This window comes from Kitasatospora sp. NPDC001175 (genome assembly GCF_053598215.1).
Genome location: NZ_JBSFJU010000065.1, coordinates 20,735 through 45,719 on the forward strand (window position 1 = coordinate 20,735; position 24,985 = coordinate 45,719).

The 24,985-nt window shown below is 69.9% G+C and carries 18 protein-coding genes and 2 pseudogenes; 15 read left to right on the forward strand and 5 right to left on the reverse strand.

Annotated features, from left to right (window positions below):
* Positions 1–13: 13 nt before the first annotated feature.
* Together ACWDAK_RS32475 and lanKC are read right to left on the reverse strand one after the other, a co-directional pair.
* Positions 14–2,827, reverse strand: a complete 2,814-nt coding sequence (locus ACWDAK_RS32475) for an AfsR/SARP family transcriptional regulator (protein WP_427394144.1) — start codon at positions 2,825–2,827, stop codon at positions 14–16.
* A gap of 632 nt (positions 2,828–3,459) precedes the next feature.
* Complete coding sequence (lanKC, locus tag ACWDAK_RS32480) at positions 3,460–6,003, reverse strand: class III lanthionine synthetase LanKC (RefSeq protein WP_344639271.1); 2,544 nt, start codon at positions 6,001–6,003, stop codon at positions 3,460–3,462.
* Between the two features lie 296 nt (positions 6,004–6,299).
* Between lanKC and ACWDAK_RS32485 the strand changes: the two genes are divergently transcribed.
* The 7 genes and pseudogenes from ACWDAK_RS32485 (at position 6,300) to ACWDAK_RS32515 (ending at position 14,318) form a co-directional block, all read left to right on the forward strand.
* A complete protein-coding gene (locus tag ACWDAK_RS32485) occupies positions 6,300–6,728 on the forward strand; it encodes a DUF4258 domain-containing protein (protein ID WP_344639272.1) in 429 nt (142 codons plus the stop codon).
* Between the two features lie 12 nt (positions 6,729–6,740).
* Complete coding sequence (locus tag ACWDAK_RS32490; RefSeq protein ID WP_344639273.1) at positions 6,741–8,258, forward strand: AfsR/SARP family transcriptional regulator; 1,518 nt, start codon at positions 6,741–6,743, stop codon at positions 8,256–8,258.
* A gap of 609 nt (positions 8,259–8,867) precedes the next feature.
* A pseudogene (locus ACWDAK_RS32495) lies at positions 8,868–9,191 on the forward strand (CRISPR-associated endonuclease Cas3''); the annotation flags it as partial.
* Between the two features lie 166 nt (positions 9,192–9,357).
* Positions 9,358–10,122 carry a hypothetical protein gene (locus ACWDAK_RS32500; RefSeq protein ID WP_427394190.1) on the forward strand — a complete coding sequence of 255 codons (765 nt, stop codon included), beginning with the start codon at positions 9,358–9,360 and terminating at the stop codon, positions 10,120–10,122.
* A 138-nt stretch (positions 10,123–10,260) separates the two neighbouring features.
* Positions 10,261–10,773, forward strand: coding sequence for a hypothetical protein (locus ACWDAK_RS32505; RefSeq protein ID WP_344639275.1), 513 nt, complete (start codon positions 10,261–10,263; stop codon positions 10,771–10,773).
* 663 nt (positions 10,774–11,436) lie between these two features.
* Positions 11,437–12,570: a hypothetical protein gene (locus ACWDAK_RS32510; protein ID WP_427394143.1), complete on the forward strand. Its 1,134-nt coding sequence runs from the start codon at positions 11,437–11,439 to the stop codon at positions 12,568–12,570.
* A 497-nt stretch (positions 12,571–13,067) separates the two neighbouring features.
* The gene (locus tag ACWDAK_RS32515; RefSeq protein ID WP_427394142.1) at positions 13,068–14,318 is read left to right on the forward strand and encodes a tyrosine-type recombinase/integrase; all 1,251 of its coding nucleotides are present in this window, start codon (positions 13,068–13,070) and stop codon (positions 14,316–14,318) included.
* Between the two features lie 432 nt (positions 14,319–14,750).
* Here ACWDAK_RS32515 and ACWDAK_RS32520 read toward each other — a convergent pair.
* Positions 14,751–14,911: pseudogene (locus tag ACWDAK_RS32520) on the reverse strand (MmcQ/YjbR family DNA-binding protein); the annotation flags it as partial.
* A gap of 455 nt (positions 14,912–15,366) precedes the next feature.
* On the opposite strand from ACWDAK_RS32520, the gene ACWDAK_RS32525 reads away from it, so the two are divergent.
* The 5 genes from ACWDAK_RS32525 to ACWDAK_RS32545 all read left to right on the forward strand — a co-directional run bounded on the left by ACWDAK_RS32525 (position 15,367) and on the right by ACWDAK_RS32545 (position 20,444).
* The gene (locus ACWDAK_RS32525) at positions 15,367–16,095 is read left to right on the forward strand and encodes a WXG100-like domain-containing protein (protein ID WP_344639278.1); all 729 of its coding nucleotides are present in this window, start codon (positions 15,367–15,369) and stop codon (positions 16,093–16,095) included.
* Positions 16,092–17,090 (forward strand): YwqJ-related putative deaminase, encoded by a 999-nt coding sequence (locus tag ACWDAK_RS32530; RefSeq protein WP_344639279.1) that lies wholly within the window; start codon positions 16,092–16,094, stop codon positions 17,088–17,090. Before ACWDAK_RS32525 ends, ACWDAK_RS32530 begins: the two co-directional genes overlap by 4 nt.
* A gap of 22 nt (positions 17,091–17,112) precedes the next feature.
* The gene (locus ACWDAK_RS32535) at positions 17,113–18,078 is read left to right on the forward strand and encodes an SUKH-3 domain-containing protein (RefSeq protein ID WP_344639280.1); all 966 of its coding nucleotides are present in this window, start codon (positions 17,113–17,115) and stop codon (positions 18,076–18,078) included.
* Positions 18,075–19,022: an SUKH-3 domain-containing protein gene (locus ACWDAK_RS32540; protein WP_344639281.1), complete on the forward strand. Its 948-nt coding sequence runs from the start codon at positions 18,075–18,077 to the stop codon at positions 19,020–19,022. Before ACWDAK_RS32535 ends, ACWDAK_RS32540 begins: the two co-directional genes overlap by 4 nt.
* Positions 19,023–19,346: 324 nt before the next feature.
* Positions 19,347–20,444 carry an integrase core domain-containing protein gene (locus ACWDAK_RS32545; protein ID WP_344639282.1) on the forward strand — a complete coding sequence of 366 codons (1,098 nt, stop codon included), beginning with the start codon at positions 19,347–19,349 and terminating at the stop codon, positions 20,442–20,444.
* Here ACWDAK_RS32545 and ACWDAK_RS32550 read toward each other — a convergent pair.
* A complete protein-coding gene (locus tag ACWDAK_RS32550; protein WP_427394141.1) occupies positions 20,426–21,034 on the reverse strand; it encodes a hypothetical protein in 609 nt (202 codons plus the stop codon). The genes ACWDAK_RS32545 and ACWDAK_RS32550 overlap by 19 nt on opposite strands.
* Before the next feature lie 114 nt (positions 21,035–21,148).
* Between ACWDAK_RS32550 and ACWDAK_RS32555 the strand changes: the two genes are divergently transcribed.
* Both ACWDAK_RS32555 and ACWDAK_RS32560 read left to right on the forward strand, forming a co-directional pair.
* Positions 21,149–21,975, forward strand: a protein-coding gene (locus tag ACWDAK_RS32555) for an IS5 family transposase (protein WP_449806520.1) whose coding sequence is annotated in 2 segments (ribosomal slippage) — positions 21,149–21,482 and positions 21,482–21,975 — 828 coding nt in all. Because the reading frame shifts where the segments join, the coding sequence is not laid out codon by codon here.
* A 510-nt stretch (positions 21,976–22,485) separates the two neighbouring features.
* Positions 22,486–22,791, forward strand: a complete 306-nt coding sequence (locus ACWDAK_RS32560) for a hypothetical protein (RefSeq protein ID WP_344639285.1) — start codon at positions 22,486–22,488, stop codon at positions 22,789–22,791.
* A gap of 115 nt (positions 22,792–22,906) precedes the next feature.
* On the opposite strand, the gene ACWDAK_RS32565 is transcribed toward ACWDAK_RS32560, so the two are convergent.
* On the reverse strand, positions 22,907–24,064 hold the full coding sequence (locus tag ACWDAK_RS32565) for a Fic family protein (protein WP_449806521.1): 1,158 nt from the start codon (positions 24,062–24,064) through the stop codon (positions 22,907–22,909).
* 35 nt (positions 24,065–24,099) lie between these two features.
* On the opposite strand from ACWDAK_RS32565, the gene ACWDAK_RS32570 reads away from it, so the two are divergent.
* Positions 24,100–24,909 carry a hypothetical protein gene (locus tag ACWDAK_RS32570; RefSeq protein WP_427394138.1) on the forward strand — a complete coding sequence of 270 codons (810 nt, stop codon included), beginning with the start codon at positions 24,100–24,102 and terminating at the stop codon, positions 24,907–24,909.
* The last annotated feature ends 76 nt before the right edge of the window (positions 24,910–24,985 follow it).

The window sequence follows — 24,985 nt, forward strand, 5'->3', positions numbered from 1 at the left end:
CGCGGCCGCGCCGTCACAGTCCGGCCAGGATCTCCTTGGCCTGGGCGGACTCCGGCAGGCCGATCGAGGTCAGGAGTTCCACCGCCTCCATCAGCCGTTGCCGCGCCAGGTCCCGTTCACCGGCCGCCTCGAACGCGGTGCCCACCAGGCGGAGCGCACGGGCCTCCGCTGCCCGCCAGCCGAGCCGGCGGGCAGCGGCCACGGCCCGCTCGCCGCACTCCGCGGCGTCCGAGGCCCGGTTCGCGGCCAGGAGGGCGGCGGTCTCCGACACCCCGTTCAGGACCTCGAACGCGGGGTACCCGTTGCGGGCCCCGAGTTCCGCACTCTGCCGGTGCCGGGCGACGGCCTCCTCGAACTCCCCGAGGTGCCGGGTCACCACTCCCAGCTGGTACAGGGCGTGGGCGTGCCCGAAGTGGTCCTTCGACGCCCGGACGCTCTCCAGGGCGGCCCGACAGGTCGTCGCCGCGTCGTCCAGCCGGCCCAGCCGCAGCAGCGAACTGACGCTGTTCAGCATCGAGTTGCCGACTCCCCAGGTGTTGCCGCAGTCCTCGCCGACGGCGATCGCCCGGCGGAATCCGGCCTCGGCCCGTTCCCAGTCACCCCGGCACTGCCACACCAGGGCCTGCCGGGTGAGCGCCTCGGTGCGCACGGCCTCGTCCCCGACCATGAGCATCGCCTGTTCCGCCTGGTGGAGCGTCTTCTCGGCCTCGTCGAAGCGGCCCACCATGGTCAGGGCGCTTCCGAGCGCGTGCCCGATGCGTCCCGCCGCCCGCAGGTGCCCCTGCTCCTCGGCGACGTCCAGGATCCTGCGGGCCGGGGAGACCAGGCAGTCCCACCGGAACGAGCGGTCCAGGAGCGGTTCGAGGGCGAGCACCAGATTGGCGACCGGACCGATTGCCGCGGGCGCGGCTTCCAGCACCTGTTCGGCGACGGCGAGCAGGGTCGAGGGCTCGGGCAGGCCCCGGGGCGGTCCGTCGTCGGGGGCGGTGTGCGACGGGCCGGGCGGCGCGGCGGGCAGCAGCAGGCCAGCGAGCGGATGGCCCGGACGGTGCCGAGCGTAGGCGGCGCAGGCCAGGGTCAGGAAGTGGTCCAGCAGCCGGGTGAGGGCCGCCGCCCGTTCCTCGGGCCGGTCCTGCTCCTCCGACCGCGCCGCCGCGAATTCCCGGAGCAGGTCGTGGAAGCGGTAGGTGTCGGGGACCGGTGTTTCGAGCAGTCCGAGGTCGGCCAGCCGCTCCAGACATCGCCCGGTCTCGGCCGGAGGCAGCCCGGCGAGCGCTGCCGCGCCTTCGGTGTCAGTGGTCGGCTGCCGCGGTATCGCCATGAGCCGGAACAGCCGGGCCTCCTCGTCGCCGAGCAGGTCGTAGCTGTGCCGGAAGCAGGTGGCCAGCCCGTCCGCGCCGCCGGCGGGCGCGTCCATGGCCCAGCGGGACCCGTCGAGCAGGCGGACCATGTCGGACAGCGACCACGCGGGCCGGGCCACCAGGCGGGATCCGGCGAGCCGCAGCGCCAGCGGCAGCCCTCCGCACCGGGTGGCCAGTGCCGCGGCCGCTTCCGGCTCCGCTGCGACACGTTCGAGTCCGGCGATCCGGCGGAACAGGGCCAGCGCCTTGTTGGTGGGCAGCACGTCGAGCCGCAGCTGCGGTGCGGCCGGCAGTTCCGGGATCGTGGTGCGGCTGGTCACCAGCACCGCACAGTCCGGTGAGCCCGGCAGCAGCGCCTCGATCTGGAGGTAGTTCCGGGCGTCGTCGAGCACCAGCAGGATCCGGCGCCCCGCCAGCCTGGTCCGATAGAGCGCCGCACGCCCCTCCTGGTCGTCGGGGATCGCTGAGTCCGCCACACCGAGCGCCCGAAGGAAGCCGGCCAGGACGACGGCAGGGTCGGCCGGGTCCTCCCGCATGCCCCGGAGGTTGGCGTAGAGCTGTCCGTCGGGAAAGTGCCCGCGCAGCCGCTGGGCCGCGTGGACGGCGAGCGTGGTTTTTCCGACGCCTCCCATGCCGCTGACGGCAGCGATCATCAGGCCCTCGGCGCTGGTCGGCGTCAGCGCCTCCACCAGCGTCCGCATCTCCTCGTCGCGTCCGGTGAAGTCACCTGGCACGTAGGGAAGTTGCGCCGGAGGTGGCAGAGCCGCAGCGAGCGCGTCAGCCTTCTCTGGTGCTCGCCGCGAAGGCGGGGAGTCGGCCGCGGTCCGTACGGTTCCGTTCCGGCCGCTGTGCGCTCGCGCGGTGTTGAGCAGCAGGTCCAGCCGGCCGTCGCCGGGGTGTTCCTCGCACAGCGCGGTCAGCTCGGGGATCAGCCGGGCATGGTGCCCCAGTTGCAGGTCGAGTTCGATCCGCTCCAGCAGAACGGCCAGGCGCAGCTCGGATAGGCGCTCGCGGTGGATGCGGGCGTGCGGGCCCGGCAGCCCCGCCAGGGGGACGCCCCGCCACCAGGTCAGCGCGCGCGCCAGCAACTCTGCCGCGGCGCCCGGCCCGTCGGTGGTGAGCCGGGCGCGGGCCCGGGCCACCTGCTCCTCGAACGCGTCGAGGTCCAGGGCGCCGGGTGCGACGCGCAAGGCGTAGGACTTTCCATGGGTGGCGATCACGGGCCCGAGCGCGTGGCGCAGCCGGTGGACGTAGAGCCGTACCGTGCCTGCCGCGGCGCGGGGCGGCTCCTCGCCCCACAGGCCGTCGATCAGTTCGTCGAGCCCCACCGTCGTGTTGCGCCGCAGCAGCAACATGGCCAGCAGCGCACGCTGTTGGGGAGGGCCGACGGGAAGCGGGTCCTCACCCCGCAGCACCTCGACCGTTCCCAGCACGGTGTAGCACGGCCCGGACGGCATGCCGGTCATCGGTGTCGACTCCCTCGTTCCCCCGGTACCCGGCGATGGCGGACGGCCGGGACGGAAACCTTAACAAGTCGCCGTTCCGGATCGGGACCGTGTGCGATCGGGAGCTGACGGAAAGTCGGGATTCCGGAGGGAGCGTGCGGCGCCCCAAGTCGGCCTGCCGGCGGCCGGAATGGGAAGACAGACCGCGGGGCTGGACCCCGCGGCCTGTCGTACTTCGTGACCGATCTCACCGTCTCCGGTGAGTACGGTGCGTCAGCCCACGAAGCTGGTGTTGTGGCACTGGAAGCTGGCGGTGCTCGCGAGCAGCACCTCGTTGTCCTCGTGGGCGTCGAGCTGCTGGAGGCTGAGGATCGACATGGGTACAACTCCTTCTGTTGGTCGGGGATTTCGCCGGGCCTGGTGAGGCCGGCGGACTCCTGGGGGCCGACGGTCCGCGGTGTCGGACCGCCGCCGAGGGGTGCGCAGGTCACCCGCTCAGATGGTGGTGCCGTGGCACGCCCAGCTGAGGGCGCTGGCCAGGAACGGCTCGTTGTCCTCGGAACCCTGGAGCTGCTGGAGGTTGAGGATGGACATGGTGGTCACCTCCTTCGGGTGGGTGGGGGTTGCGCCGCGCCGGTCGAGGCGCAGCGGGCTCAGGAGGCGGCGGTGGCCGGGGCCGTTCCGCCGAGCAGGGGGAGAAGAAGGTCGGTGCGGCGGTGGGCGGCATCCATCGCCAGGAGCACGCCGGCCGACCCGGTGGCGAGGTCCATCGACAGCCGGACCAGGTGGTCCCCGGGGAAGCCGAGGCCTTCGCCGTGGGGGACGGAGTGGCGCCACAGCTCGCGCAGGTGGCCCTGGAGCGCGGTGTCGTCCGCGCCGTCCTGCCCGGCGGCCGCCAGGAAGTACAGCAGGCCGGCACGGCCGTTGAGGAGGCCGGGGAAGACGGTGAACCCGCAGTGCGCCGCCTTGCGGATCGCCCGGAGGGCGTCGGTGAAGCCGGGATCGGCGCGGTGCTCGAGGTAGGCGGAGAGGGCGAGCCCGATGCCGGTGGTGCCGGTGCCGAGGTAGATGACGGACCGCCAGCCGTCGTTGACCTGGAGGGAGCCGCCGACGTCCTCGCACTGCGCGAGGTCCAGGCGCAGCGCCTTCTCGGCCAGGTCGAGGTAGCCCGGTTCGCCGGTGCGTTCGTGCAGGCGGACGAGGAACAGAGCGGATCCGGCCGCCCCGGTCGTGAGGCCCGCGCCCGGGCGGGCGCCGCTCGGGCGGGCGAGGGCGGCTTCGATCCGGTCGGCGATCCGGGCGGCGTGGTCGAGGTGGCCGCCGTCACCGCTGCGGCGGTGGAACCCGAGGACGGTCAGGCCGGTGCCGGGCAGGCCGGTCAGCAGGCCGAGGCCGGTCGGCTCGATGGTGCGGCCGAGGATCCGGCCCATGATGTCCGCGGCTTCGTCGCGCCGTCCGAGGAGGTCCAGGACGGTGGCCGCCCCACAGGAGCCGTTGAACAGGCCGACCGGTGCGGTGGCGAGGTTGCGCAGGGTCGCGGCCGTGAGCCAGTCGGTCCAGGCCGGGTCGACGGCGTGGCCCGTCGCGTGGAGGGCGTACAGGACGCCCGCGGCTCCGTGGGACAGGCTGGTGCCGCCGCCCTCCTGCGACCCCTCGGGGGCGTTGGGGAAGAGCCGGTCGGTCCGCTCCGGGGTGGCCGAGGCGACGAGCGCCGCGACGAGCCGTGCCCGGTTGTCCTCCCCGTCCGCGTCGGCGGGACCGGCCGCGCGGACCGCTGCTGGTACGGTGGTCCCGGCGATGGCCGCCATGGCCGCCGCGGCGTCCCGGGCGTGGCCGACGGGCAACGGGAAGCGTTCGTGCGCCCACCGCGCGAGCTGGGCGGGCTTGGCCGGATCGAGGCCTGCCAGCGCTCCCAGCGGGATGAACTGCCCCAACCGCAGGGCGGCCAGTCCGTAGGCGTCGATGTCGGTGCCGGTGACATGGGCGGGTGCGGCGAACCCCGGTGCGCCCAGCAGGCCCGTGCGCGGCTCGCCCACCCGGTGGGCGGCCTCCAGGTCGATGAAGGTGACGGAGCCGTCCGGGCGCACGATGACGTTGTTGGGGTGGAGGTCGCCGAAGACGATCCCGGCCCGGTGGACGACGGCCGTCGCCGCGGCGACCCTGTCGAGGACGTCCAGCGCCCAGCGGGTGTACTCCTCGTACGCGGCCGGATCGGCGTCCGGACGCACCAGCGGCTGGCGCAGCACCCCGGCCTTCGCCAGCGGCTCGCCGTCGATGTACTCCTGGATCAGGAAGTGGTGCTCCCAGTAGGTCCGGTAGCCCAGCACGCGCGGTACGAGGCCGGTGCCGGCCAGCGCGGTGAGCATCCGGTGTTCCCGCTGGAGCCGGGCCACCGCGTCGAGCCCCTCCGCGTCGAGTCCAGCCAGCGGCCGGGCCTCCTTCAGGACGACCAGGTCCCCGCCGGCCCGGTCCTTGGCCAGGTAGACCCCACCTCCGTTGGAGAAGTGCAGCGGCCGGACGATCTCGTACGGCAGGTCCACGTGGCTGATCTCGGCGAACCGGTCGATGCGTTCCCGGACGAAGTCGGGCACCGGTGCCCAGTCGGGCGGGGTGAACGCGGCGGTGCGCGGATCGTGCACCGGCGTGCCGTCCGGCCGGGCGATGGCCGGTACCGGGGCGTCGCCCCCGACGGGGGCCCACTGCGCGGCGAAGGCCCCGTAGCGCACGAACACCGGGCTGCGCTCGCTCCACCGCAGGTCGGACAGGATGTAGGGGCCCTGCTGTCCGTCCAGCGCGGCCGTGAGCTCGTCCAGCAGGGCCTTCAACTCGCCGTCGTCCGCGGGGTAGACGGTGATGAACTTCCCCGAGGAACCCCGGTGGGAGTACTTGGAATTGAACGCCGACAGCAACTGGGCGCTGCGCAGGTACTTGAAGGCGGCGCGGCGGGCGGTGCAGACGGCGGCGGCCGCGTCCAGGACCTCCTGGGCGGCGGGCACCGCGGCCGACACGTGAATCTTCCACCCCTGTAAGGGCAACGGCCGGCCGAAGGAGACCCGCGTCCACACGTCCTCGTCAGTCTCCCGGCGGGTGCCACCGCCGACCGGCGGCGGTGTCCAGCGGGAGCCCCCGTCCCGGAGGCGCTGCGGTGCCTCGAAGAACACCGGGTCGGCGAGGCAGTAGGCGTGTATCTCTTCCATGTTCATCGTCTTCCCCCTCCCCGGGAGTGCGGTTCGGCCGCAGGTGCGGCCGGGCCTGGAGCGCGGTCCGGCCTGGAGTGCGTAGGGCCGCCGTCGGCGGTCCCCGGACGAGGACCACCGGAGTGCCGGGCTCGGACACCACCTTGCGACGGCCCGATCCATCGCCGATGAGCGCCCGGTTAGCGTCGGCCGCGGACCCCGTTAACCGCCCGCTGATCGCCCGTGGACCGGCACCGGTCACCTTGATCACGGCGGCCGATGGGCCGTGCATGCACCGAACGGACAGTGGAGTCATCGTGAACAGTTCGAAGCGTCTTCGCCTCATGGCCGTCAGCGCCGTCACCGCCGCTGTTGCGGCGGTCGCCGGGCCGGCACTGGCCGTACCGGCGTTCGCGGCTCAGCCCACCGGGCAGGTCGCGCTCGTGAACCCGCCCACCCGGGGCGGGCACGAGCCCACCTTCGCCGACTGCGGCTCCGACCACGCTCCCGGCTCGTTCGACCGGATCAGCCAGCACGCCGAGCAGCGGATGAACGAGCGCGGCGTGAGCGAGGACGAGCTCCGGAACGCCGTCCGCATCAATGCCAAGGACGCCTGGTGCCAGTCAAACGGCAACTGGCACTACTCGCTCGGCATGGCCGGTGGTCAACTGGAGGTCATCATCGGCGCCAACAGGGGACAGTGGGTCGTCGTCACCGTCTTCTGGAAGGGTGAGCCGAACATCTAGCGACGGGGAGCGATGAAGCCCGGATTCCGGCTGCTGGGGGCCACGGGCGTACGGCTGGGGGACCAGCCGGTACGCCCGGGCCCGCCGCAGCAACAGGCACTGCTCGCCGTGCTGCTGCTGCGCGGCGGACGGACCGTCACCGCGCGCGAACTGGTCGCCGGCGTCTGGGGGCAGGACGCCCCGGCCCGTGCGCTGCGCTCCGTACGCACCTACGCCTGGGCGCTGCGCGCACTGCTGGAGCCGGACCGTGCGCCGCGGGAGCCGAGCACCCTCCTGCGCTCGGACGGGGACGGCTACGCACTCCGGGTGCCGGACGATGCGCTGGACGTCACGGTCTTCGAACGGCTGCTGGGCGTCGCCCGCGAAGCCCGCGCCCACGGCGACCTCGCCTCGGCCCACCGCTCCCTGGGCGAGGCCCTCGCCCTGTGGGGCGGAGAGCCGTTCACCGGCGTGCCCGGCCCCCACGCCGAGCGCGAGCGGACCAGGCTCGTCCGCCTGCGGTTGGAGGCCCAGGAGCAGTACTTCGATTGCGCCCTCGACCTGGGCATGCACGGCCGGGTCCTGCCGGAGCTGTCCGCGCTCGCCCGGGAGCACCCGCTCGACGAGCACCTCCAGGGTCTGCTGATGCGTGCCCTCGACAGCTGCGGGCGGCAGGCCGAGGCCCTGAAGGTGTACGGCGACACCCGCCGGCTGCTCGCCGCGGAACTCGGCGTCCCGCCCGGGCGCGAACTCACCCGCATCCGCGACGGGTTGGCCACCGGCGGGCGAGCGGCCCGTTCCGGCCCGCCCGCCACGCCCCGGTCACCGGCCGCGGGCGGAGGGCCCACCGGCCGGGAGGGGGCGACGGTCGAGCTGGAACGGACGCTCACCGACCCCCGGCGCCACCGGGTGCCGGTCGCCGTGATCACCGGAGCCGGCGGAACCGGCAAGACGACGCTGGCGACGCGGGTGGCGCACCGGGTCGCCGCCGACTTCCCCGACGGACGGCTGTCCGTCGACCTTCGCGGGTCGCACCCCACACGGCTCCCCGAGGGCGACGTCCTCGCCCGACTCCTCCGCTCCCTCGGGGTCCCGCCCGAGGACGTCCCCGCCGAGACGGAGCAACGGGCCGCCCTGTACCGGTCCATGCTCGGCGGACGGCGCATCCTGATCATCCTGGACGACGCCGCGGACGCGGCGCAGGTCGCCCCCTTGCTGCCCGGCTCGCCCGGCTGCGCCGCCGTGGTCACGGCCCGCAGCCGGGCCTTCGTCCTGCCCGGCGCCACCCAGCTGGCACTCCCGGCACGGCCCGGGCCGGCGACCGATCGCCGCCGGCAGCTGCCGCCCCGCCTCGCCCTCGCCCTGGACTCGCTCGCCGGCAGCGGAGCGCCGACCCTCCCGATCGAGCTGGTCGGCAGGCTGCTGGGCACCGACCGGGAGGAGGCGGAACACATCGCCGAGTCCCTGGTGGACGCCGGGCTACTGGACAGCCCCGGCTACCGCATGTACCGCATCGCTTGCCCCGATGCGCCGTCGCCGGAGGGCAGTTGACCCGGTGGCGGCCACCCGGCGAGCGGCCGAGCACGCCGCCGCGGACGGCGGCGCTCAGGCCGCGGGGGTGTCGAACAGGTACGCGCGGGAGGCCGGGACCTCGGCGCGCAGGGCGGGCAGGTCCCGGCACCCGCTACCGGTGATGCGCTCGCCCGCGACGTTGATGTCGAACAGGTTTCGCCCCAGACCGCCAACGCCACGCGTGGCGTTGGCGGTCTCCGCGACTCCCTCGTAACAGTTGCGATCCTCAGCCGCCCCACAGGAAGACCGCCATCACCCATGAGGAGGCCGACGCCTCCATCGAGATGATGTTGCGATTCTCGGTCTCCCTGAAAGGCAGCCGCCACACCAGCGCCAGTGAGCACGCGTGTCATTTGGGTTTCGTTACGATCCTCGGCCGCCCGGGAGGGCGACCGCCACGCCGCCTGACCAGCGATAACTGGTGCTCCACCGCACGGCCATGAGGTACTCCAAGGACCCGAATGCACTTGATCCGGGCATTTCGCTTCGGTGCGAAGCGCGTGTCGCGTGTGCACTTCGGGTTCCGAGCCGTGTCCGTTGCCTGTCGGCCGACGACCGTATGGTCCGGCCATGGGGAATCTGATCGGCATGGAGGACTCAAGCAGCAGTGTGACGCCGCTGTGGGCGCACAGCCGGAACCTATCAGGCCGGCGACACACTCTGGAGGAGCACCTGCGCGGATCCGCCGTGCTGGCACGGCAGTTCGCAACTGCCTTCGACGCTGGCGAGCTGGCCGAGTACCTGGCATTGGTGCACGACGTCGGCAAGGGGTCCTGTTCCTGGCAGCACGGTCTGCACGCCGCCGAGGCCCGCGGCCGGAAGGTCGGCATTCCGCACAAGGAGGCCGGCGCGTGGCTGGCCGCGTCGCAGGCCGGGCGTCCGATCGCCGCCGTCGTACAGAGTCATCACGGCGGCCTTCCCGGCTATCAGGACCTGCAGACGCTCATCGACTCGGTGAAGGCGCGAACTCACAAGGACCGGTGGTGGGGAAGCGATCCCGGGCCCGGATCCTGGAGGGCTACGATCTCGATGGCCCGCGGGCCTTCTACGCCCACGACTTCTCCTGAGGACTGGTCACGTGACTCCGATAGCGGCTCCCTCCGACGGCTTCGGACCGGACGAAGCCGCGACCGCCCTACGCAAGAACGTGAACCAGCTTGCGGACTTCATCAACCAGCGAGCATTCGACCGGGTCCAGGTCATGGGCGAGAACCTGCGCTCAAGCCCTGGTGACCTGCTTCGCTCTGCCGCCTACGCACACGGCGCTGTTGACACGGCGATCGCCGCCGGGCGGGTGGACCTGGCCGCCGAGCATGTCCGATTCCTGGTGGAGCAGGCACAGGAGTGGGCCGACCACCCCGAGTACCCTGCCGACACGCCGGCTGCCCTGATCCGGGAGGCAGGCGGGACCCTCCTCTGCCCGGAGCCCGCGACACCTCTCCTGCCGGCCACCGCCGCTCCTCGTGCCGCCGCCCGAAGGCCAGCGGCGCGCGGAGGATCACCGCGGAAGATCACGCTCGTTCAGGCCGAGCGCTTGTTCCGCGAGATGGGGCTGGCCGTCGGCTGCGACGACCAGGCCGGCTTCACCTTCCGTGCCGTCGGCGGCCGGATGGGCAACCTGTCCGTCAAGGCCGCCCACAGGATCGATGTGGAGTACCAGGTCGAAGGCGGCTACACCCTCATGAGGGGTGACGTGGAGGGTAACTCCGACGTGGTGGAGCAGTTCCGATGGGCGGTGGAGAAAGCCCCTGGCTACGGCTATACCATCACCTGGGAGCCGGGCAGCTCTCGAATGGAACTGACCCGCTCTGCCGATGCTCCCGGCGGTGGGGACGGCCGATGAGCACCAGGAGCACAGGGTCGTCGTGGCGTGGGGTGAATTGTGGCCCCGGTTCGGATTCACCGTGACCTGGGATCCGGGCACGTCACGTCCGGTCCTTCCCCGGGCCGCGGCACGGATTGTGGACGACGGAGAACAGGCATGACCAGGCCACCGGAACTTACGACAGTCGAAGCCGATCTTCTCGGCTACCTTCGGGCCCACGCCGAGCTGTACGAGCACTCCGCCCCTGGCGCCGTGAGCTGGGCATACCGGTCCGCGTACCATCTCCTTCTCCAGCACGGCCGCTTCTTCGAACCGGCCGACCTGCCCACCGGCATCGCCCCCATGACCGAGAAGCTCTGCTACGGCAACGCGTCCACGACAGCTCGGCGACACCCGGGTCTGGTCTACGTCGAGGGCTTCGCCGCCGCCGGCCTCGGGGGCGCCAGCGTGGTGCCGCTCGCACATGCCTGGTGTGCGGCCGCCGACGGCACGGTCGTCGACCCGACGTGGCAGGACGGGTGGGGCCAGGCGTACTTCGGTGTCCCTGTGGTCGACCCGGGCCGGTGGCCCGACCCGGCGGCCGGCGGCAGTGTGCTGGACTCCTTCGACCTTCTGCGTGCCGGGATGCCCTTCCAAGCCTTCGGTGACATCGGCCGGCGCTGTCCGTGACCGGGTGCAGGGCCGCGGCGCCGAACGGCGGTTCGGGGATGCGGCCGGCGGCGTAGGTGTTGAAGGTGGCAGGGTACCAGGCGGGTCGCGGGGGCGGAGGCATGGTGCCGGTGGGCGGTCCGGGTTCCGTCGACGGACGACCGGGCGGTGACCAGGACACATCACGCAGACGCTCCCACGACACGGGGCCGGACAAGCCGGCACACCCCGCCAACGCGTTCGAGCTGCTGGACAGTTGAGTCATCCCAAGACCGAGCGGCGAAGCCGACGCCCCGCGGCTTCCCCGCCCAGCGCCCGTACGGCGAAACAACCTTGAACGCGAACACCGCAGGGTGAAATGTGCGCGGGCCGCCTCCCGGCTCCTGGGGGAGTTGCCCGGCGGGGCTCTCGGATCCTGACAGCAGAAACAGCCTCTGCCCGACCGACGCACCGGCACAGACCCGACCCCGCCTGCCCCAACGGTCCGGAGCACCTCCGTACCGGATCTCCCCGTGCCAAAGCGGTGACCATTGCAGCGAGTTCATGCGCCGCGGCGATCAGCGCCCGCCACAACCGAGCGGCTTCAACCGCCCCTCTCTCGCGTCTGCCGGCGCCCTGCCGTGCGGCAAGAATGGGGCGCGATGGTGCGATGTGGCACCGCGTCAGTCCCGGAGGTACGAATCCGTGACCCGTTACAGCGTCGACCCCGACCGGCGCGAGCTGATCGTCACCTGGGGAACCGGTGACGGTGACCTCGCCACCCGCATCGCCGGCCTCCCCGTCGGCACGGACACTGGCGCGCTGAGGCGCCTTGCCCGCGCGCTCAGGCAGCTGTCCGAGGCCGCGTGGCGCACCTACACCCACTCGGCCAGCGCCGCCGCCTCCCAGGAGTCCGGCTCCGAGGGCTGGCGCCGGGAGGAGGAACGCAAGGCCTTCGACGAGGTCCCCGGCGCCATCGCCCGGCCCAACCTTCCCCAGGACGGCATGCTCGACGTCTCCTACAGCCCCCTGGTCGAATCCGCCCACCGCGCCGGCCGCGCCCTGCACGCCCTGGACGACCGGACGCTCACGGACGCCGTCCTCGCCGAAACCGCCATCGAGCTCGCCGCCGTGGAGAGCGCCGAGCTCGGCGACCTCACCGGCCGCGCCCGCCAGGCCGTCCTCCTCAGCCGCGAAGGCGCCTCCCCCGTCCAGGTCGCCGCCGCCGACCGCCTCCTCGAACAGGACCCCTTCGGCCCCGCCGCGCTGTTCTCCGAGATCGACCCCACCGCCGCAGCCGTCGCCACCGCCCACTGGCTCGCGGCCGCAGCCGAGGTCACCGCCGAAGCCACCGGCCACTCCCCCACCAGCGTGCTCCTCGAAGCCGACAACATCGAAGCCCTCCCCCACGAGACCCCCACCCACGTCCTCGGCCTCCTCGAAGCCGGCATCTCCCCCTACGACGCGGTCACCGGCCTCGTACGCCACGCCCTCCACGTCGCCGACGGCCTCCTCCCCGACCCCGCCGGCCTGCGCGAGCACCTCGAAGATCTCGACGACCTCGCCGAACACATCGGCCCGGACACCGACCCCGAGGACACCGGCCTGCGCCTGACCCCGCTCGACCCCCGGCGCCCCGCCCCCGACCTCCTCGAAGACCTCCTCGCCGGCATCCACGGCTGCTGGCTCCTCCACGAGGAGTACAGCGAAGACGAGGACGAATTCGACGACGAGGCCTTGGGCGACGGGCAGGTTGGACAGCCCCGCGACCGCAGCCACGGCCACTTCGCCCAACTCGTCCGCGACGCCGCATCCGCCCACCGCGACCGGCTCATCTGACCGCCTGCCGCACCCACCCATCCGCGGACCGGTCGTAGTCCTGTCATCCCCCGGGCCGGTCGGGCCCCGCGGGGCGCCCCAGTATCGGCGGCACCGCCTCGGCCTCACCTCACCCCATTCAGTGACACTGAGTAGCCACAGCAAGGGATGAGAAACGTCCGACGGCCGTACCGAACACCCGCCGGTGCCCTTTATCACGAATATCACGAATATGAACTTCTAAACTCAATACCCCCCCTTTCAGCCGCACCCGACCGCCAGGCTGGGCCGTTGAGACAGTTACGCAAAGTGACGATCTTTGATCGTTTGCATCGTCCGTGCAGGCGTCACAGGCTCCCGCCCGTGAGCGGCACACCCGGGTCCTCACCGCGAGCCCCAGGTCAGAACCCCAATTCGGTGTTGGTGATCGCATGGTGGTCGCAGACGACCCGATGGGCGGTCACCCCGCTAGCCTCCGCGAGCCGATCGAGCACCAATCGCCTCAGGAGGAACAGGAAGTGCGCAAGTCAGGACGGCCAGGCCGGGTGTACCGCCGCTGCGGGTGCCGGGACGCCGACCGGCGCCAGCTCGGCGCCGGGTGCCCGCGTTTGGCCGAGGAGGGGCACGGCACGTGGACCTTCGCCGTCGACATTCCCTCCCTCAGCGGCCGCAGGCGCACCGTGCGGCGCGGCGGTTTCGAGGACGACTTCGCCGCCGAGAGCGCGCTGCGACGCTTCCTCGAAGGCCGGCAGCTGGGGTTCGACGCAGACCCGCACGAGACGGTCGCCGCCTACCTCACCAAGTGGCTCAAGGGCATGGAGTTCCTCCTCAAACCCACCACCTACGCCCGCTACCGCACCTACGTGCTCTGCGAGTTGATACCCGTCTTCGGCAAGCTGCGCCTGGAGGAGCTCGCCCACGACCATATCTCCGCCTACGCCCACGAGCAGCTCGAAGCCGGCCGCGGACGCCAGGCCGTCTACCACTGCCTCGCCACGCTCTCCAGCGCCCTGGGCACGGCCGTGCGCACCCACCGCCTTCCCTTCAACGCCGCCCAGCCCCTGCCCATGCGCAGGCCCCGCCCCGACGAACGCGTCCCGTGGACCGCGGAGCAGGCCGTCGCCTTCCTCTCCCACTGCCGAAACGTCGACCCCGCCTTCGCCGACCTGTTCGAGGTCATCATCGGCACCGGCCTGCGCAAGGGCGAGGCGCTCGGCCTCCAGCGCCCGTGCGTGCGGCTGGACGACCGCGTCATGTACATCCGCCACACCCTGTCCGCGGTCGACAACCACGAACTCGTCCTGACCGCGCCGAAGACCAGGAAGAGCCGCAACTGGGTGCCCCTGTCCGAGCGCGTCGCCGCCGCCCTCCAGCGCGCCATGGACCGGAGCACCGCCACCGTCAACGGCCACGTCTTCCAGGGCCCCGACGGCAAGCCCCTCCACCCGGCCGCCGTCCGCCGGCGCTTCCACGAGCTGCGCGAACAGGCCGCACTGCCCCACGTCACCATCCACGACCTGCGCCACCTCGCCGCCATCCTCGCCCTGGAGGGCAACGTCTCCATGGCCGTCATCTCCAAGACGCTGCGGCACTCCACGCTGTCGACCACCGCGAACATCTACAGCCACCTGACCTGGGACGTCGCCCGGGCCGCCGTGAACACCATCGAGGCAAGGCTCCACCTCGTCGAAGCCCGCACCCAGTCCGGCCCCGACGCCCCTGCCCACGAAGTCGGCTTGCCGAACCCGCTGTTCAGCCACGCGGCCTGACGGCCCCACCGCTGCAGGCGGCTCGGCGCTCCTGGCCGCTCCGGCCACCAGGGCCGACAAGCAACCGGGATTCCCGGCTCATAGCTGACACCCGATAAACGTGCGGCCTGTCGAAGCAGATGACGCCGCAGGTTCTGTCGGCATGCCTATTTCCCGCGAATCCTGGCCCATTTCAGCGCCGAAGAGGCGACCAGTCCGCGATCGACGGCACGCGGATTCCCAGATGAATGAACAAATGCCCCGTCACGACCAGGTCGGAGGGGCCAGGCCTGCGGAAACGCGCTCAGCGAGGCGATGTGAACGAGCGTTCACGACCACATTGCGACCACCAAAGGAAAAGGCCGTTCCTATCATTTCGATAGGAACGGCCTCCGACCTGCGGAAATGCTGGTCGGGACGACAGGATTTGAACCTGCGACCCCTTGACCCCCAGCGGTCATGCTCGGGACACCGAACGGCGAATGATGTCTGATCGTCAGGGACCGTAATGAACATCTTCCGGCGACCCGGAACGTCGGCATGCTCCACGCCTCCTTCTCCACGATCTGTGGGAGGGACAACGCGATACGACGGACATCATCGGCAGCTACCACGGTCACCACCCTAGACGCGCAGCCGCCGCCGCACGATCCGGGCACTTGGCCTTCCCTCGAACGCCATTGGGCGCCCCGCGACACCGGACACGGATCCGCGCACCCGATGCACTGGTTCGGTGAAGCGCCGACTGACGGCCCCGCTCGGATGGCCGCACCGAGTCCGGGGCCAAGCTGCCCCGCTCCACCGACTACCCGAACCAGCACCGATTCACACACCTGGAGGTCTGCCGACGAGATCGACTCGCCAGAACTCTTCACGAGTACCGACATGCCGCCCGATCAGGCCGGATGATCACCGGTACCCGCAGAGTCAACCGTCACCCGTCGGCGTCTGCCGTCTGAACGGGATTCCGCCAGCTCCCCTCAACAGGAGCAACTCCCCGCGGGCCCCTTTCGCTTCCCAACCAAACGACTGTTACTGTCATTTTGTCGTGGAATTCATAGGGGGCGCCATGGCGATCGAGCTGCCCGACGAGGTGGTGTCGTTCCTCCAGTTCATCGGTGTGAACTGGCCGAACGTCAACGAGGACCACGTTCGTGAGCTGGCTTCGCACATCCGGGACTTCGCCGACAACGTGGACGGCACGCACCAGGCGTCGACGGCGACGGTGCGGCAGATGTCCGAGGCCTACGAAGGGCAGTCCTACGAGGCGTTGCTCGCGGCTTGGACGCACATGTCCGGCAATCACATGACCGAACTGATCGACGCCTGCCACGTGGTCGCCACGGCGCTCGATGTGGCGGCGGACGTAATCGTCGGCATGAAGACCGCAGCGATTGCCGAACTGGTTGTCCTGGCAGCCACCTTCGTTGCGGACCAGGCGGCCGCCGTGGTCACCTTCGGCGCGGCCGAGGCCGCCGAGATCTTGGTCATCAAGGCGGCCGAGGCCGCCGTGGACTATCTCGAACAGCAGCTGGTGCAGCACATCATCGGCGAGGTGATCGAGAAGGCGATCGACCCGCTGGTGGACGTGGTCGGCAAGGCGGTGAGCGGACTGGTCTACCAGGCGGCCGCCGACGCGCTCGGCGTCCCCGTCGGAGGCGTCGGCGCTGGCGCCCACTTTCGGGTCGACCCAGCGGTGTTGACGCGGCATGCGGAGACGATGGCCCAGCACGCGCAAGCGGTCGCCGGCCACGCCGACGAGCTGCGCACCAAGTTGGCGGGGGTGACCTTCGTATGACGAACCCGATCGTCCAGGCACTCGAAGGCGGCGCGAAGAAGCTCGGCAAGGCGCTCACCGAGGACGCCGGCAAGGCGGTGCGCGGCCTTTACCACGACACTGCCAACGGCGCGAAGAAGGTGGTGGAGAACACCGCCAAGACCGATGCGGAGCATGCGTCGGCGCTCACCAAGATCCTGAGCGACGGCAAGCACGAGCCGGTTCACAAGCCGCACACGCCCGGCGAGCCCCCGGGGGGCAGCGGGCACCCCGGCCGAAATCCCGGCGGGCCCCCCGGCGGCGGCTTCGGCGGCGGGCACCCCGGCGGCGGCGCGGGCGGCGGCAGCCACCCGCAGGGCCGTCCGATGGACCCGCAGCCCAGCTGGCACGGCAAGAGCGCTGGAGAGATGAAGCACCACCGGCTCCCCGCTGTCGACGTCACCCACCTCGACAGCGCGGACCGGATCTCGGTACTGAAGAACGAGTCCCAGAAGCTGGCCGACGCCGCGCAGAAGACCGAGGCTGACACGAAGAAGGCGGCCGAGGACCAGAAGAACAAGGTCAAGCCCAAACCGCCGGTGCCGGGAGAGGACAAACTGGTGAGCGGCTGCGCCGGCAGCTTCGAACACAACGGCATCATCACCGCCGCCACCAGCACCACGAAGCGGGCGGGACAGACCCTGCCCAAGACACATCCAACCGTGAAGCAAGCGCTGGACGACATCCTGAAGGACTCCCAGGACGGCAAGATCGGCCCGACCGGTATCGGACACGGCAAGTGCGCGGAAGTGTCTCTGATCAGCGACCGGCTGCACGCGCTGGACCCGGACGGGACCAAGATCAAGACAGTCGAGGACGCCAAGGCCGCGCTGTCGGGTGGCAATATGCATTCCAGGCAAATCAACGACATGAAGGACAAGGCCGGCAACCTCGTCCTGGGGCACGGGGCCTACAAGGAGCCGTGCGGAACCTGTACCCACCTGCTACCACTCCTCGGCATCAACGCCCAGGACTGACCCACAGATCGGAACGACTTCGATGGCTCCACTGCCCACCCGCCGCGAGACAGAGGACTGGCTCGCCGCGAACGGCTGGTTCCCCGGCCGTGACGTCGGCGCGCTGGCGGACGAGCTAGTGGCCGTCCGTGTCCAGGATGCCGATGAGCAGGGCGCGCCGCTGGTGCCCTCGAAGGCCGCTGTGGACTTCATTCACTCGTACGGCGATCTGACCCTCACGTATCCCAACAATCCGCAGGTCACCCTGATCCTGAAACCGACCATCGGCTACCGCGGTGACGCAGAGGAGATCAACGAGCTGGGCAAGGAGCTCGGCGAACCGCTCTTCCCGGTCGGCTTCGAAACGGGCGAGAACGGGATCATCTTGGTCACCCCGCGGGGCAGGTTCTTCTACCTGCACCACACGGGCGGGTACTACCTCGGGGAGAACGCCCTGGAGGCACTGGGGAACCGTCTGGGCGGCGGGCTGCTGCAGGACGCGGAGGACTTCTTCGTCGCGCCGAACGCCTCGTCCGAACAGACCTCGCCGTCCCAGCAGAGCCCCTCGTCCGCCCCGAGTCCTTCGTCTGACCGTGCTGTCGAGACCGAACGCGGTCCCGTCTTCGGGCCGTTTCCGGCTGTGGCCTCCTCGCTGCTGGTCTCCAACCAGGTCCTCAGCCTGACCAGCCTGCAGGGCGACGGGCAGCCGAACCTCCACCCGAGTGTCCAGGCATTCCTCGATTCCCTGCCGCCTTCCCAGCGTGAGCCGTTCACCGGCTACTGCGCCGAATCACTGCTGGTCTCCGACCAGTTGTGGCAGCTGGACGCCGAACGGTCGGACGGCTCGGTCTGCTCACTCGAGCAGGCCCGGCCGCATTTCGCGGGCAGTGCGATCATCTCGCGCGCGGTGCGCGAGCCCGGCGACCCCGAGCACGGTCAGCAGATCCTGCCGTGCCGTTCCTGCACCGCCCTGCTCGAAGCAGTGGGCGTGCAGATCCTGCTGCCATGAGCGGTCACGACATCCCGAACGGGCTGCGCACCGCCCTTGCGAACGCCGGGTGGACCGAGGATCGCGATGCCACGCCGACGGCTCGCCGCTGGCTCCTGGAGACCATGGCGACCACCAAACCCACCGCAGCGTTCACCTGGCAGCTCTTCCCGCAGGCGCAGCACCTTCTCTCCCGATACGCTGGCTTGACGCTGCGCCCGATCGGCCCGGGGGCCGAGGTCGCGGCCCGCGGCTGCGTGATCGACCCACGAGAAGCGCGGCACGCCGGTGCAGCCTTCGCGTCCCTCGCCCAGCTGGTCGACTCGGCGGTCTTCCCTATCGGTTCGACCGAGGGATCCCCACTGGCGGTGGACGCCCACGGCCGGCTCTTCCTCCTCAACCACGCCGGCTGGTGGTTCCTGGGCGCCGACCCGCTTGAGGGGCTGGCGCGGCTGGTCGAGGGCTTCGCCCCGGCCCGCGTCAGCTCGCAGGGGCGCTGGCTCGCGCTCGCGCCGCTGCCCCAGGAGGTCTACCGGCGCAGCCGGAGCGCATCTTCGCACGACGAGCCCGATCCCTTGGGCGCCCTGCTGCGAACTGCCATGGTGACGGCGTACGAACTGCGGCGATGCCAGCTGATCACGCCTCGGATGCTGCGCCTGGTCGCGCTCGGTGGCGAAAGGCCCCCTCGGCTCGACCGCGAGTATCCGCTGGGTGCACAAAGCCTCGACCAGCATGCGGCCGAGATCACTGCCGACGCCCGGCTGCCGCAGACTGACGGACACCAGCAGTTCCAGGCCCGCCTGTCCGGCCCGGGCGGCTGGGACTGCCTGGTCACGCAGGGCACAGGCGGCGATCAAGAGGTGGTGCTGCGCCGCCTCGCCCCGCAGGACGCGGCCGCTGACGCCTCGGCAGCCGTCGCGGCATTCGCGGCGGCGATCGACTCTTACGCCGTGCCGTGCGGGTGAGTTGATGGTCTGCGGGTGAGCATGCTGTGCCTCTCGAAAGTCATCGTCGCTGGTGGCAACCGTAACGGTCCGTCGGCTTGGAGCCAAGCCGCTCCGCTCCGCCCACTCCCCTCGACCGATCAACGAACCAGCACAGATCAGACGCCTGGAGATCCGCCGACAAGACCAACTCGGCGGAACCCTCCACGAGTACCTGCGTTGCCCTTGCCGAGAACCTCATCCGCCCTGGTGAGAGTAACTTTTTGGGGGTACACAGGTGCCAACCTCGTCGGTCAGGTCGGCGCTCTAGCGGAGCTGACGAGCTCCGCGGCATGATGATCGACCGTGCTGCTACAACTGGCGTACCTGGGTGTGACGAACGCGTTCGCGATGCTGCGGCTGCTGCCGATGAGCGACCGCGCCAAGGACATGGAGATCCTCGCCCTGCGCCATCAGATCACCGTGCTGGAGCGGCAGCTGAACGGACAGCGGGTGCGGTTCGAAGCGAGCGACCGGGCCTTACTGGCAGCACTCCTCCAGGGTCTGCCGCCGCAGGTGCTGCGTCGGATGCGGTTGCTGATGCGGCCCGACACCGTGCTGCGCTGGCACCGCGACCTTCTCGCCCGCCGTCACGCCGCCCGGTCCTGGCCGAAGCGTGGGGGCCGACCGCGCACCGTGCGCTCCATCCGCGCCCTGGTCCTGCGCCTGGCCGCAGAGAATCCGGGGTGGGGCTACCGGCGCCTGCACGGTGAACTGCTCGTCCTCGGCGTGAAGGTGGCCGCGTCCACGTTCTGGGAGATCCTGAAGGAGGCCGGCATCCCACCGTCACCCGAGCGCGCCTCCAGCACCTGGGCCGACTTCCTGCGCTCCCAAGCGAACGTGCTTCTCGCGTGTGACTTTTTCGAGACGGTCACCCTGTCCGGGGCCCGCATGTACGTGCTCGCTGTCATCGAGCACGCCAACCGGCGGATCCGGATCCTCGGCGCGACCGCACACCCGACCGCCTCCTGGGTGACGCAGACTGCGAAGAACCTTGTCATGGACCTCGAGGACGCCGGCTGCCGGGCCCGCTACATAATCCGGGACCGAGACGGGAAGTTCCCCGAACTGTTCGACGCTGTCCTCAAGGACGCGGGTATCCAAGTCGTGCTCAGCGGAGTCCGCATTCCGAGGATGAACTCCATCATGGAAAGGTGGGTACAGACCTGCCGGCGAGAACTACTGGACCGCACGCTGATCTGGGACCAGCGCCACCTCCTGCACGCCCTCCGCGAGTTCGAGACGTTCTACAACGACCACAGGCCACACCAGGGCATTGCAAACGCTCGGCCTCTCTGTCCCCTTCCCGCCCCGATAAGCAACCACGAGCAGATCGCCAACCTCAACATACGCCGAACCGACCGACTCGGCGACCTCCTCCACGACTACCGACATGCAGCCTGACCAGGGCGGATGAGGTTTTCGGCAAGGGCAAGGTCCAGCACCTTGTAGTCGACCCTCTCCTCGACCTGGTTCAGCTCCGCAAGCTTCTCCTCGATGAGCTCCTTGGTGCTCTGGTCGAGCGGAGCGGTACGCATCAGTGCGAGAACCAGCGTGATCTTCGGCGTGCCGACCTCGAAGGCCTTCTCGATCTCGGGGACGAACTGCTGGAAACGGCTGTTGAACTTGGAGTACTGAAGGTCGAGCATCCTGTTCAGCCCGCGGAACATCCTGTCGACCTCGGTCTCTCCGAAGGCGCCCTTCAGGTTGTCGCTCCACTTGGCCTGCACCAGGCAGATCCTTGGCTGCGCGGACCTCACCTCGACGGCGATCGCGTCGAGGCCGCGGTCGTCATCGCCGTCGAGGATCCTAATCGCCGCGGCGCGGTCACTGCAGGGGTGCTCGATCTGCACGGCGAGTGCGGCCAGCCCGCGGCTGAGGAACGCCTGGACGTAGTCCTTCTCCGCGACCTTCGCCTTGTCCTTCATGTCGATGAAGTCGGTGAACCGGTCCTCGATCGCCTTGCGGACGTACCTGACGTGCAGCTTGCTCATGTTCCACCCCTGTCAGTGCACCAGATCGTCAACACCTTAGAACTCGTAACGCGATCTTGCTGGTCGTTACTGGTGGGGCGTGACCGATGTGACGATTCGTCTGTTCGTGATGGTGTGAGCAACAAGCCGTGGATTGTGGACGACGAGCTGTGGGCCCGGATCGAGCCGCTGCTGCCGGCCTGGCCGGAGCGGTCGCCGGGACCGCGTCCGGTGGACGACCGGTGCTGTCTGCAGGGCATCCTGTTCGTCCTGTACACCGGGATCACCTGGCAGCAGCTGCCCATGGAGCTGGGCTTCGGCTCCGGGCAGACCTGCTGGCGGCGCCTGGGACGGTGGCAGGAGGCCGGGGTGTTCGAGGCCCTGCACCGCATACTCCTGGCCGAGTTGAACGCGGCCGGGCAGATCGACTGGACGCGCGCCTGTGTGGATGCCTCACACGTGCGCGCGAAAAAGGGGGCGAGGCGACCGGCCCGTCGCCGGTCGACCGCCGCAAGACCGGCAGCAAACACCACCTGATCAGCGATGGCGGCGGCATCCCATTCCACGTGATCACCACCGCGGCCAACGTCAACGACGTCACCCAGACCCTCGCCCTGGTCGACGGTGTCCCACCGGTCGCCGGCCGGGTCGGCCATCCCCGCAAGCGCCCCGACGCCCTGCTCGGCGACAAGGGCTACGACAGCAACCCCAACCGCCGTGAGCTGCGCAGACGAGGCATCCTGCCGGTCATCTCCCGCAAGGGGGAGCGCGACATCATCGGGCTCGGCAAGCTCCGCTACGTCGTCGAGCAGACCTTCGCCCAACTCCACCAGTTCAAGCGTCTCGCCGTCCGCTGGGAACGGCGTCTCGACCTCCACAACGCCTTCGTCTCACTCGCCTGCGGACTCATCTGCTGGCGACGACTCAACACCCAGTCATTCTTATCGAGGCAATGGCCTTGATAATGACTGAACGTCACTCGTTGTAGTTGACCGTCCGTGAAGGCTCGCTGCCTGTGGTGGGCAGCATGGTCGCTCCGGTGAGCCAGCCGACTTCGTCGAGGTACGCCGGCCCGGCGACAGGTGCCGGAGCGAACCCTGGGGACCTGCGCCGGTGGGGGCTGCCGTTCCAGCATCCGGACAAGCGGGCCGTCGAGCATGATCCCGAGGCGGTGCGTGGCTGACTGGAGGAGATCTGGCCGACGATCCGCGCGAAGGCGGAGGCGAAGGCCAAGGGCGCCGAGGTGCTCGTGACACATATTGATCACAAACTCAATTGGGTCGACCACTCCACGATCATCGGGGCTTTCGCCGGCCAGGTCGGCATCCGATCCGACCAGGTCACCGGCCGCACGTCCCTTTAGTCGCAGCGGACAACCTACCGGCAGTCAAATCGGCGTTTCCGGAAGATCAAACTGATGAATCGTCAGCTAATGCCTGGAATATGCACAGTTGGAACGCCATAATATCTGCATGACCAATGACGGCGTGCTTACCTGCAGCGACTACAACAACTGCCCCCACGGCGACGATGTGGACTGCGAGACCTCGTTCGAGGTGACGCAGCCCGGCGACCGCCGACGCTGGTACGTTCAAGAACACAACTTGCTCGTCGATGACGGTGGCGGTTTCGAGATGGACGTCGAGTTCCTCCGCCGGGACCCGTCGTGGTTGGCAGATCGACGGATCGTGTACCGGATGCCCAGGAAAATCCTGGAGGAGATCGCCGTGGGCATCGGACAGAAAGCAGAGCGGGATCGCCGTCGCCAGCAATCGTGATCAACAGGCCACCAGAACGGCGAGCTGACGACCGAGCCGAGCACGACGAACCTCCATCAGGCCCCCGTGTCGCCCACTGACCATGGAACGCCACGCTGGAATCGGCTGCCGCCGGTCACGCGTACGGGTCCCTCAGTGGACGGGGCTCCCGCACGCCGCGAGTGATCGCCTCAGGCAGGTCGGGGCCAGCAATGTAGTAGCGCCCCTGGGCCTCGCCCCTGGCTGCAAGCCAGCCGGTGCGGACGAGCTCGCGGATGTCGCGTTGGGCCTGCTGCTCGCTGAGTTCGGCGTCGGCCTGGTAGGTGGCGCGGCGCAGGCGGTTGCCCATGGCCGCTGGGTAAAGGGCGTAGAGCATGCGGTCGGGCCAGCCGCGCTGCTCGACGGCTTCATCGAGGGCGGTCCAGACCTCGCGGGTGTTGGTCACCTGGCGCTCGACGCTCTGGGCCTGCTGGTGGTGGGCGCGCAGGCAGAACCGCACCCAGGGCAGAGTGTCGCGGTCCGGAGTCCAGACCGGGCCGCCGACCTCGGCGAGGACGTCGTAGTAGCGGTAGGTGTTGCGGGCCCGGCCGAGCCATTCCTCGATACTCGAGAACTCCGGCGCCATGATCCCTTCGCGGGCCAGGACCAGGGTGTGCAGGGCACGCGACATCCGCCCGTTGCCGTCCGACCACGGGTGGATCGACACCAGGTTCAGGTGCGCCATCGATGCGCGCACCAGACCCGGTACGTCGAGGTTTCCCTCGTTCAGCCACTCCACCAGCTCGCCGGTCAGGCCCGCCAGCTGTTGGGCATCAGGGGCAGTGTAGGCAGCGATGGTCGGATCCTCGGCGGACGTGACGTAGACCGGCCCGGTACGCCACCAGCCGGGCCGCTTGAGCAGGTGGTGGCCCTGCATCATGAAGTGCAGCGAGTTGAGCAGGCCCTTGCTGTAGGCGAAGTCATCGCCCGCTTCGGCGAGGCGCTGGATGTATGTCATCGCCTGCCGATAGCCCTCGATCTCGGCCGTGACGGTGTCGTTCGCATCGATCGGCGCCTCGCCCACCATGATGTCCTCGACGTCCGACACGCTCGCGGCATAGCCCTCGATCGTGTTCGATCCGGCGATCGCCCGCGCCGTGAGATTACGCCGCAGCTGCCCCTCCCAGCGACGTGAGGTACGCAGATGGATACGCAACCGGTCCCGAATCTCGTCGATCTCCGCGAGGACGGACTGGTCGATGTCCTGCAGCGATGGCACACCATAGAGCATGAAGTAATGACACCATGACGGCATCAAGCAGTCAAGGAAATTTGGCGCAACCATGGTGCATGAATACCTCAATAAACCCTTGGGAATCGGCCACCCTGGATCCGTTCAGCGAGATCACCACTACCAGCCTTCCGGCTCCGGCGAGCGCCCGGCGCTCGCAACACCACACTTCACCGCTTACCGGCCACCGCCTGCCGTCCACCCAGGTCGCCCCGGCCCAGACGCACGCCTGGGCCAGCTTCCTCTCAGGCGCCGTCCACAATGGGCTCGACCCGACGCTGGTCACCCAGTGGCTGACCGTCCTGGCCGATGCCACCGGCAGCCCCGTGCTCCCGTCCCTGGCCTCCATGCCGCTGGCTGACTACGTCAACCTCCGCCTCTCGGCCATCCTGGCCGGCCTGGAAACCACCACGCACGCCCCATACCTCGCCGGCTGGCACCTGCGGATCGAGCCCGAGCTCGGGCGGCTCCCCCTCCGCCTGATCACCACAGCTCTCATCACTGCGGCGGTTTTCAGCTGGATCGCCGATGGCTGCAGCCGCTCCACGATCAAGAACACCCTCGCTATGCTCTCTCGTATCTTCGAGCAGGCCATCGTGGACGGCATCCTCGAACGCAACCCCGCCCACATCACCGGCTGGCAGCGCGAGTACCAGCAGGTCGAAGACGAACTGCGGGACCCCCGCTCCCTCGCCCTGCGCGACTGGGGCGCCCTCACCGAACTCGCCGATGCCCTGGTCGCAGCCTCATACAAGCGCTATCGCGGATGGGGTGATGTCGTCGTCCACAGCGCCTGCACCGCCACACGGATCGGCGAGGTCTCCGGAGTCCGGGCCCGCGACGTCGATACTGAGCTTGCTCCGCTTTGACGGACACCGTTGGTGTGGTGGTCAGGCCGCCAGGACGGTCTCGTATTCGGCGGGACTGCGGTAGCCGAGGCTGCTG

What these genes read in the sequence shown, in the direction of transcription:
- ACWDAK_RS32530 (WP_344639279.1), top strand. Translation starts at nt 16,092, where the DNA reads ATGACGAACCCGATCGTCCAGGCACTCGAAGGCGGCGCGAAGAAGCTC.
- ACWDAK_RS32570 (WP_427394138.1), top strand. Translation starts at nt 24,100, where the DNA reads ATGAATACCTCAATAAACCCTTGGGAATCGGCCACCCTGGATCCGTTC.
- ACWDAK_RS32565 (WP_449806521.1), bottom strand. Translation starts at nt 24,064, where the DNA reads ATGCCGTCATGGTGTCATTACTTCATGCTCTATGGTGTGCCATCGCTG.
- ACWDAK_RS32490 (WP_344639273.1), top strand. Translation starts at nt 6,741, where the DNA reads ATGAAGCCCGGATTCCGGCTGCTGGGGGCCACGGGCGTACGGCTGGGG.
- ACWDAK_RS32560 (WP_344639285.1), top strand. Translation starts at nt 22,486, where the DNA reads ATGACCAATGACGGCGTGCTTACCTGCAGCGACTACAACAACTGCCCC.
- ACWDAK_RS32505 (WP_344639275.1), top strand. Translation starts at nt 10,261, where the DNA reads ATGACCAGGCCACCGGAACTTACGACAGTCGAAGCCGATCTTCTCGGC.
- ACWDAK_RS32475 (WP_427394144.1), bottom strand. Translation starts at nt 2,827, where the DNA reads ATGACCGGCATGCCGTCCGGGCCGTGCTACACCGTGCTGGGAACGGTC.
- ACWDAK_RS32550 (WP_427394141.1), bottom strand. Translation starts at nt 21,034, where the DNA reads ATGAGCAAGCTGCACGTCAGGTACGTCCGCAAGGCGATCGAGGACCGG.
- ACWDAK_RS32535 (WP_344639280.1), top strand. Translation starts at nt 17,113, where the DNA reads ATGGCTCCACTGCCCACCCGCCGCGAGACAGAGGACTGGCTCGCCGCG.
- ACWDAK_RS32540 (WP_344639281.1), top strand. Translation starts at nt 18,075, where the DNA reads ATGAGCGGTCACGACATCCCGAACGGGCTGCGCACCGCCCTTGCGAAC.
- lanKC (WP_344639271.1), bottom strand. Translation starts at nt 6,003, where the DNA reads ATGGAAGAGATACACGCCTACTGCCTCGCCGACCCGGTGTTCTTCGAG.
- ACWDAK_RS32525 (WP_344639278.1), top strand. Translation starts at nt 15,367, where the DNA reads ATGGCGATCGAGCTGCCCGACGAGGTGGTGTCGTTCCTCCAGTTCATC.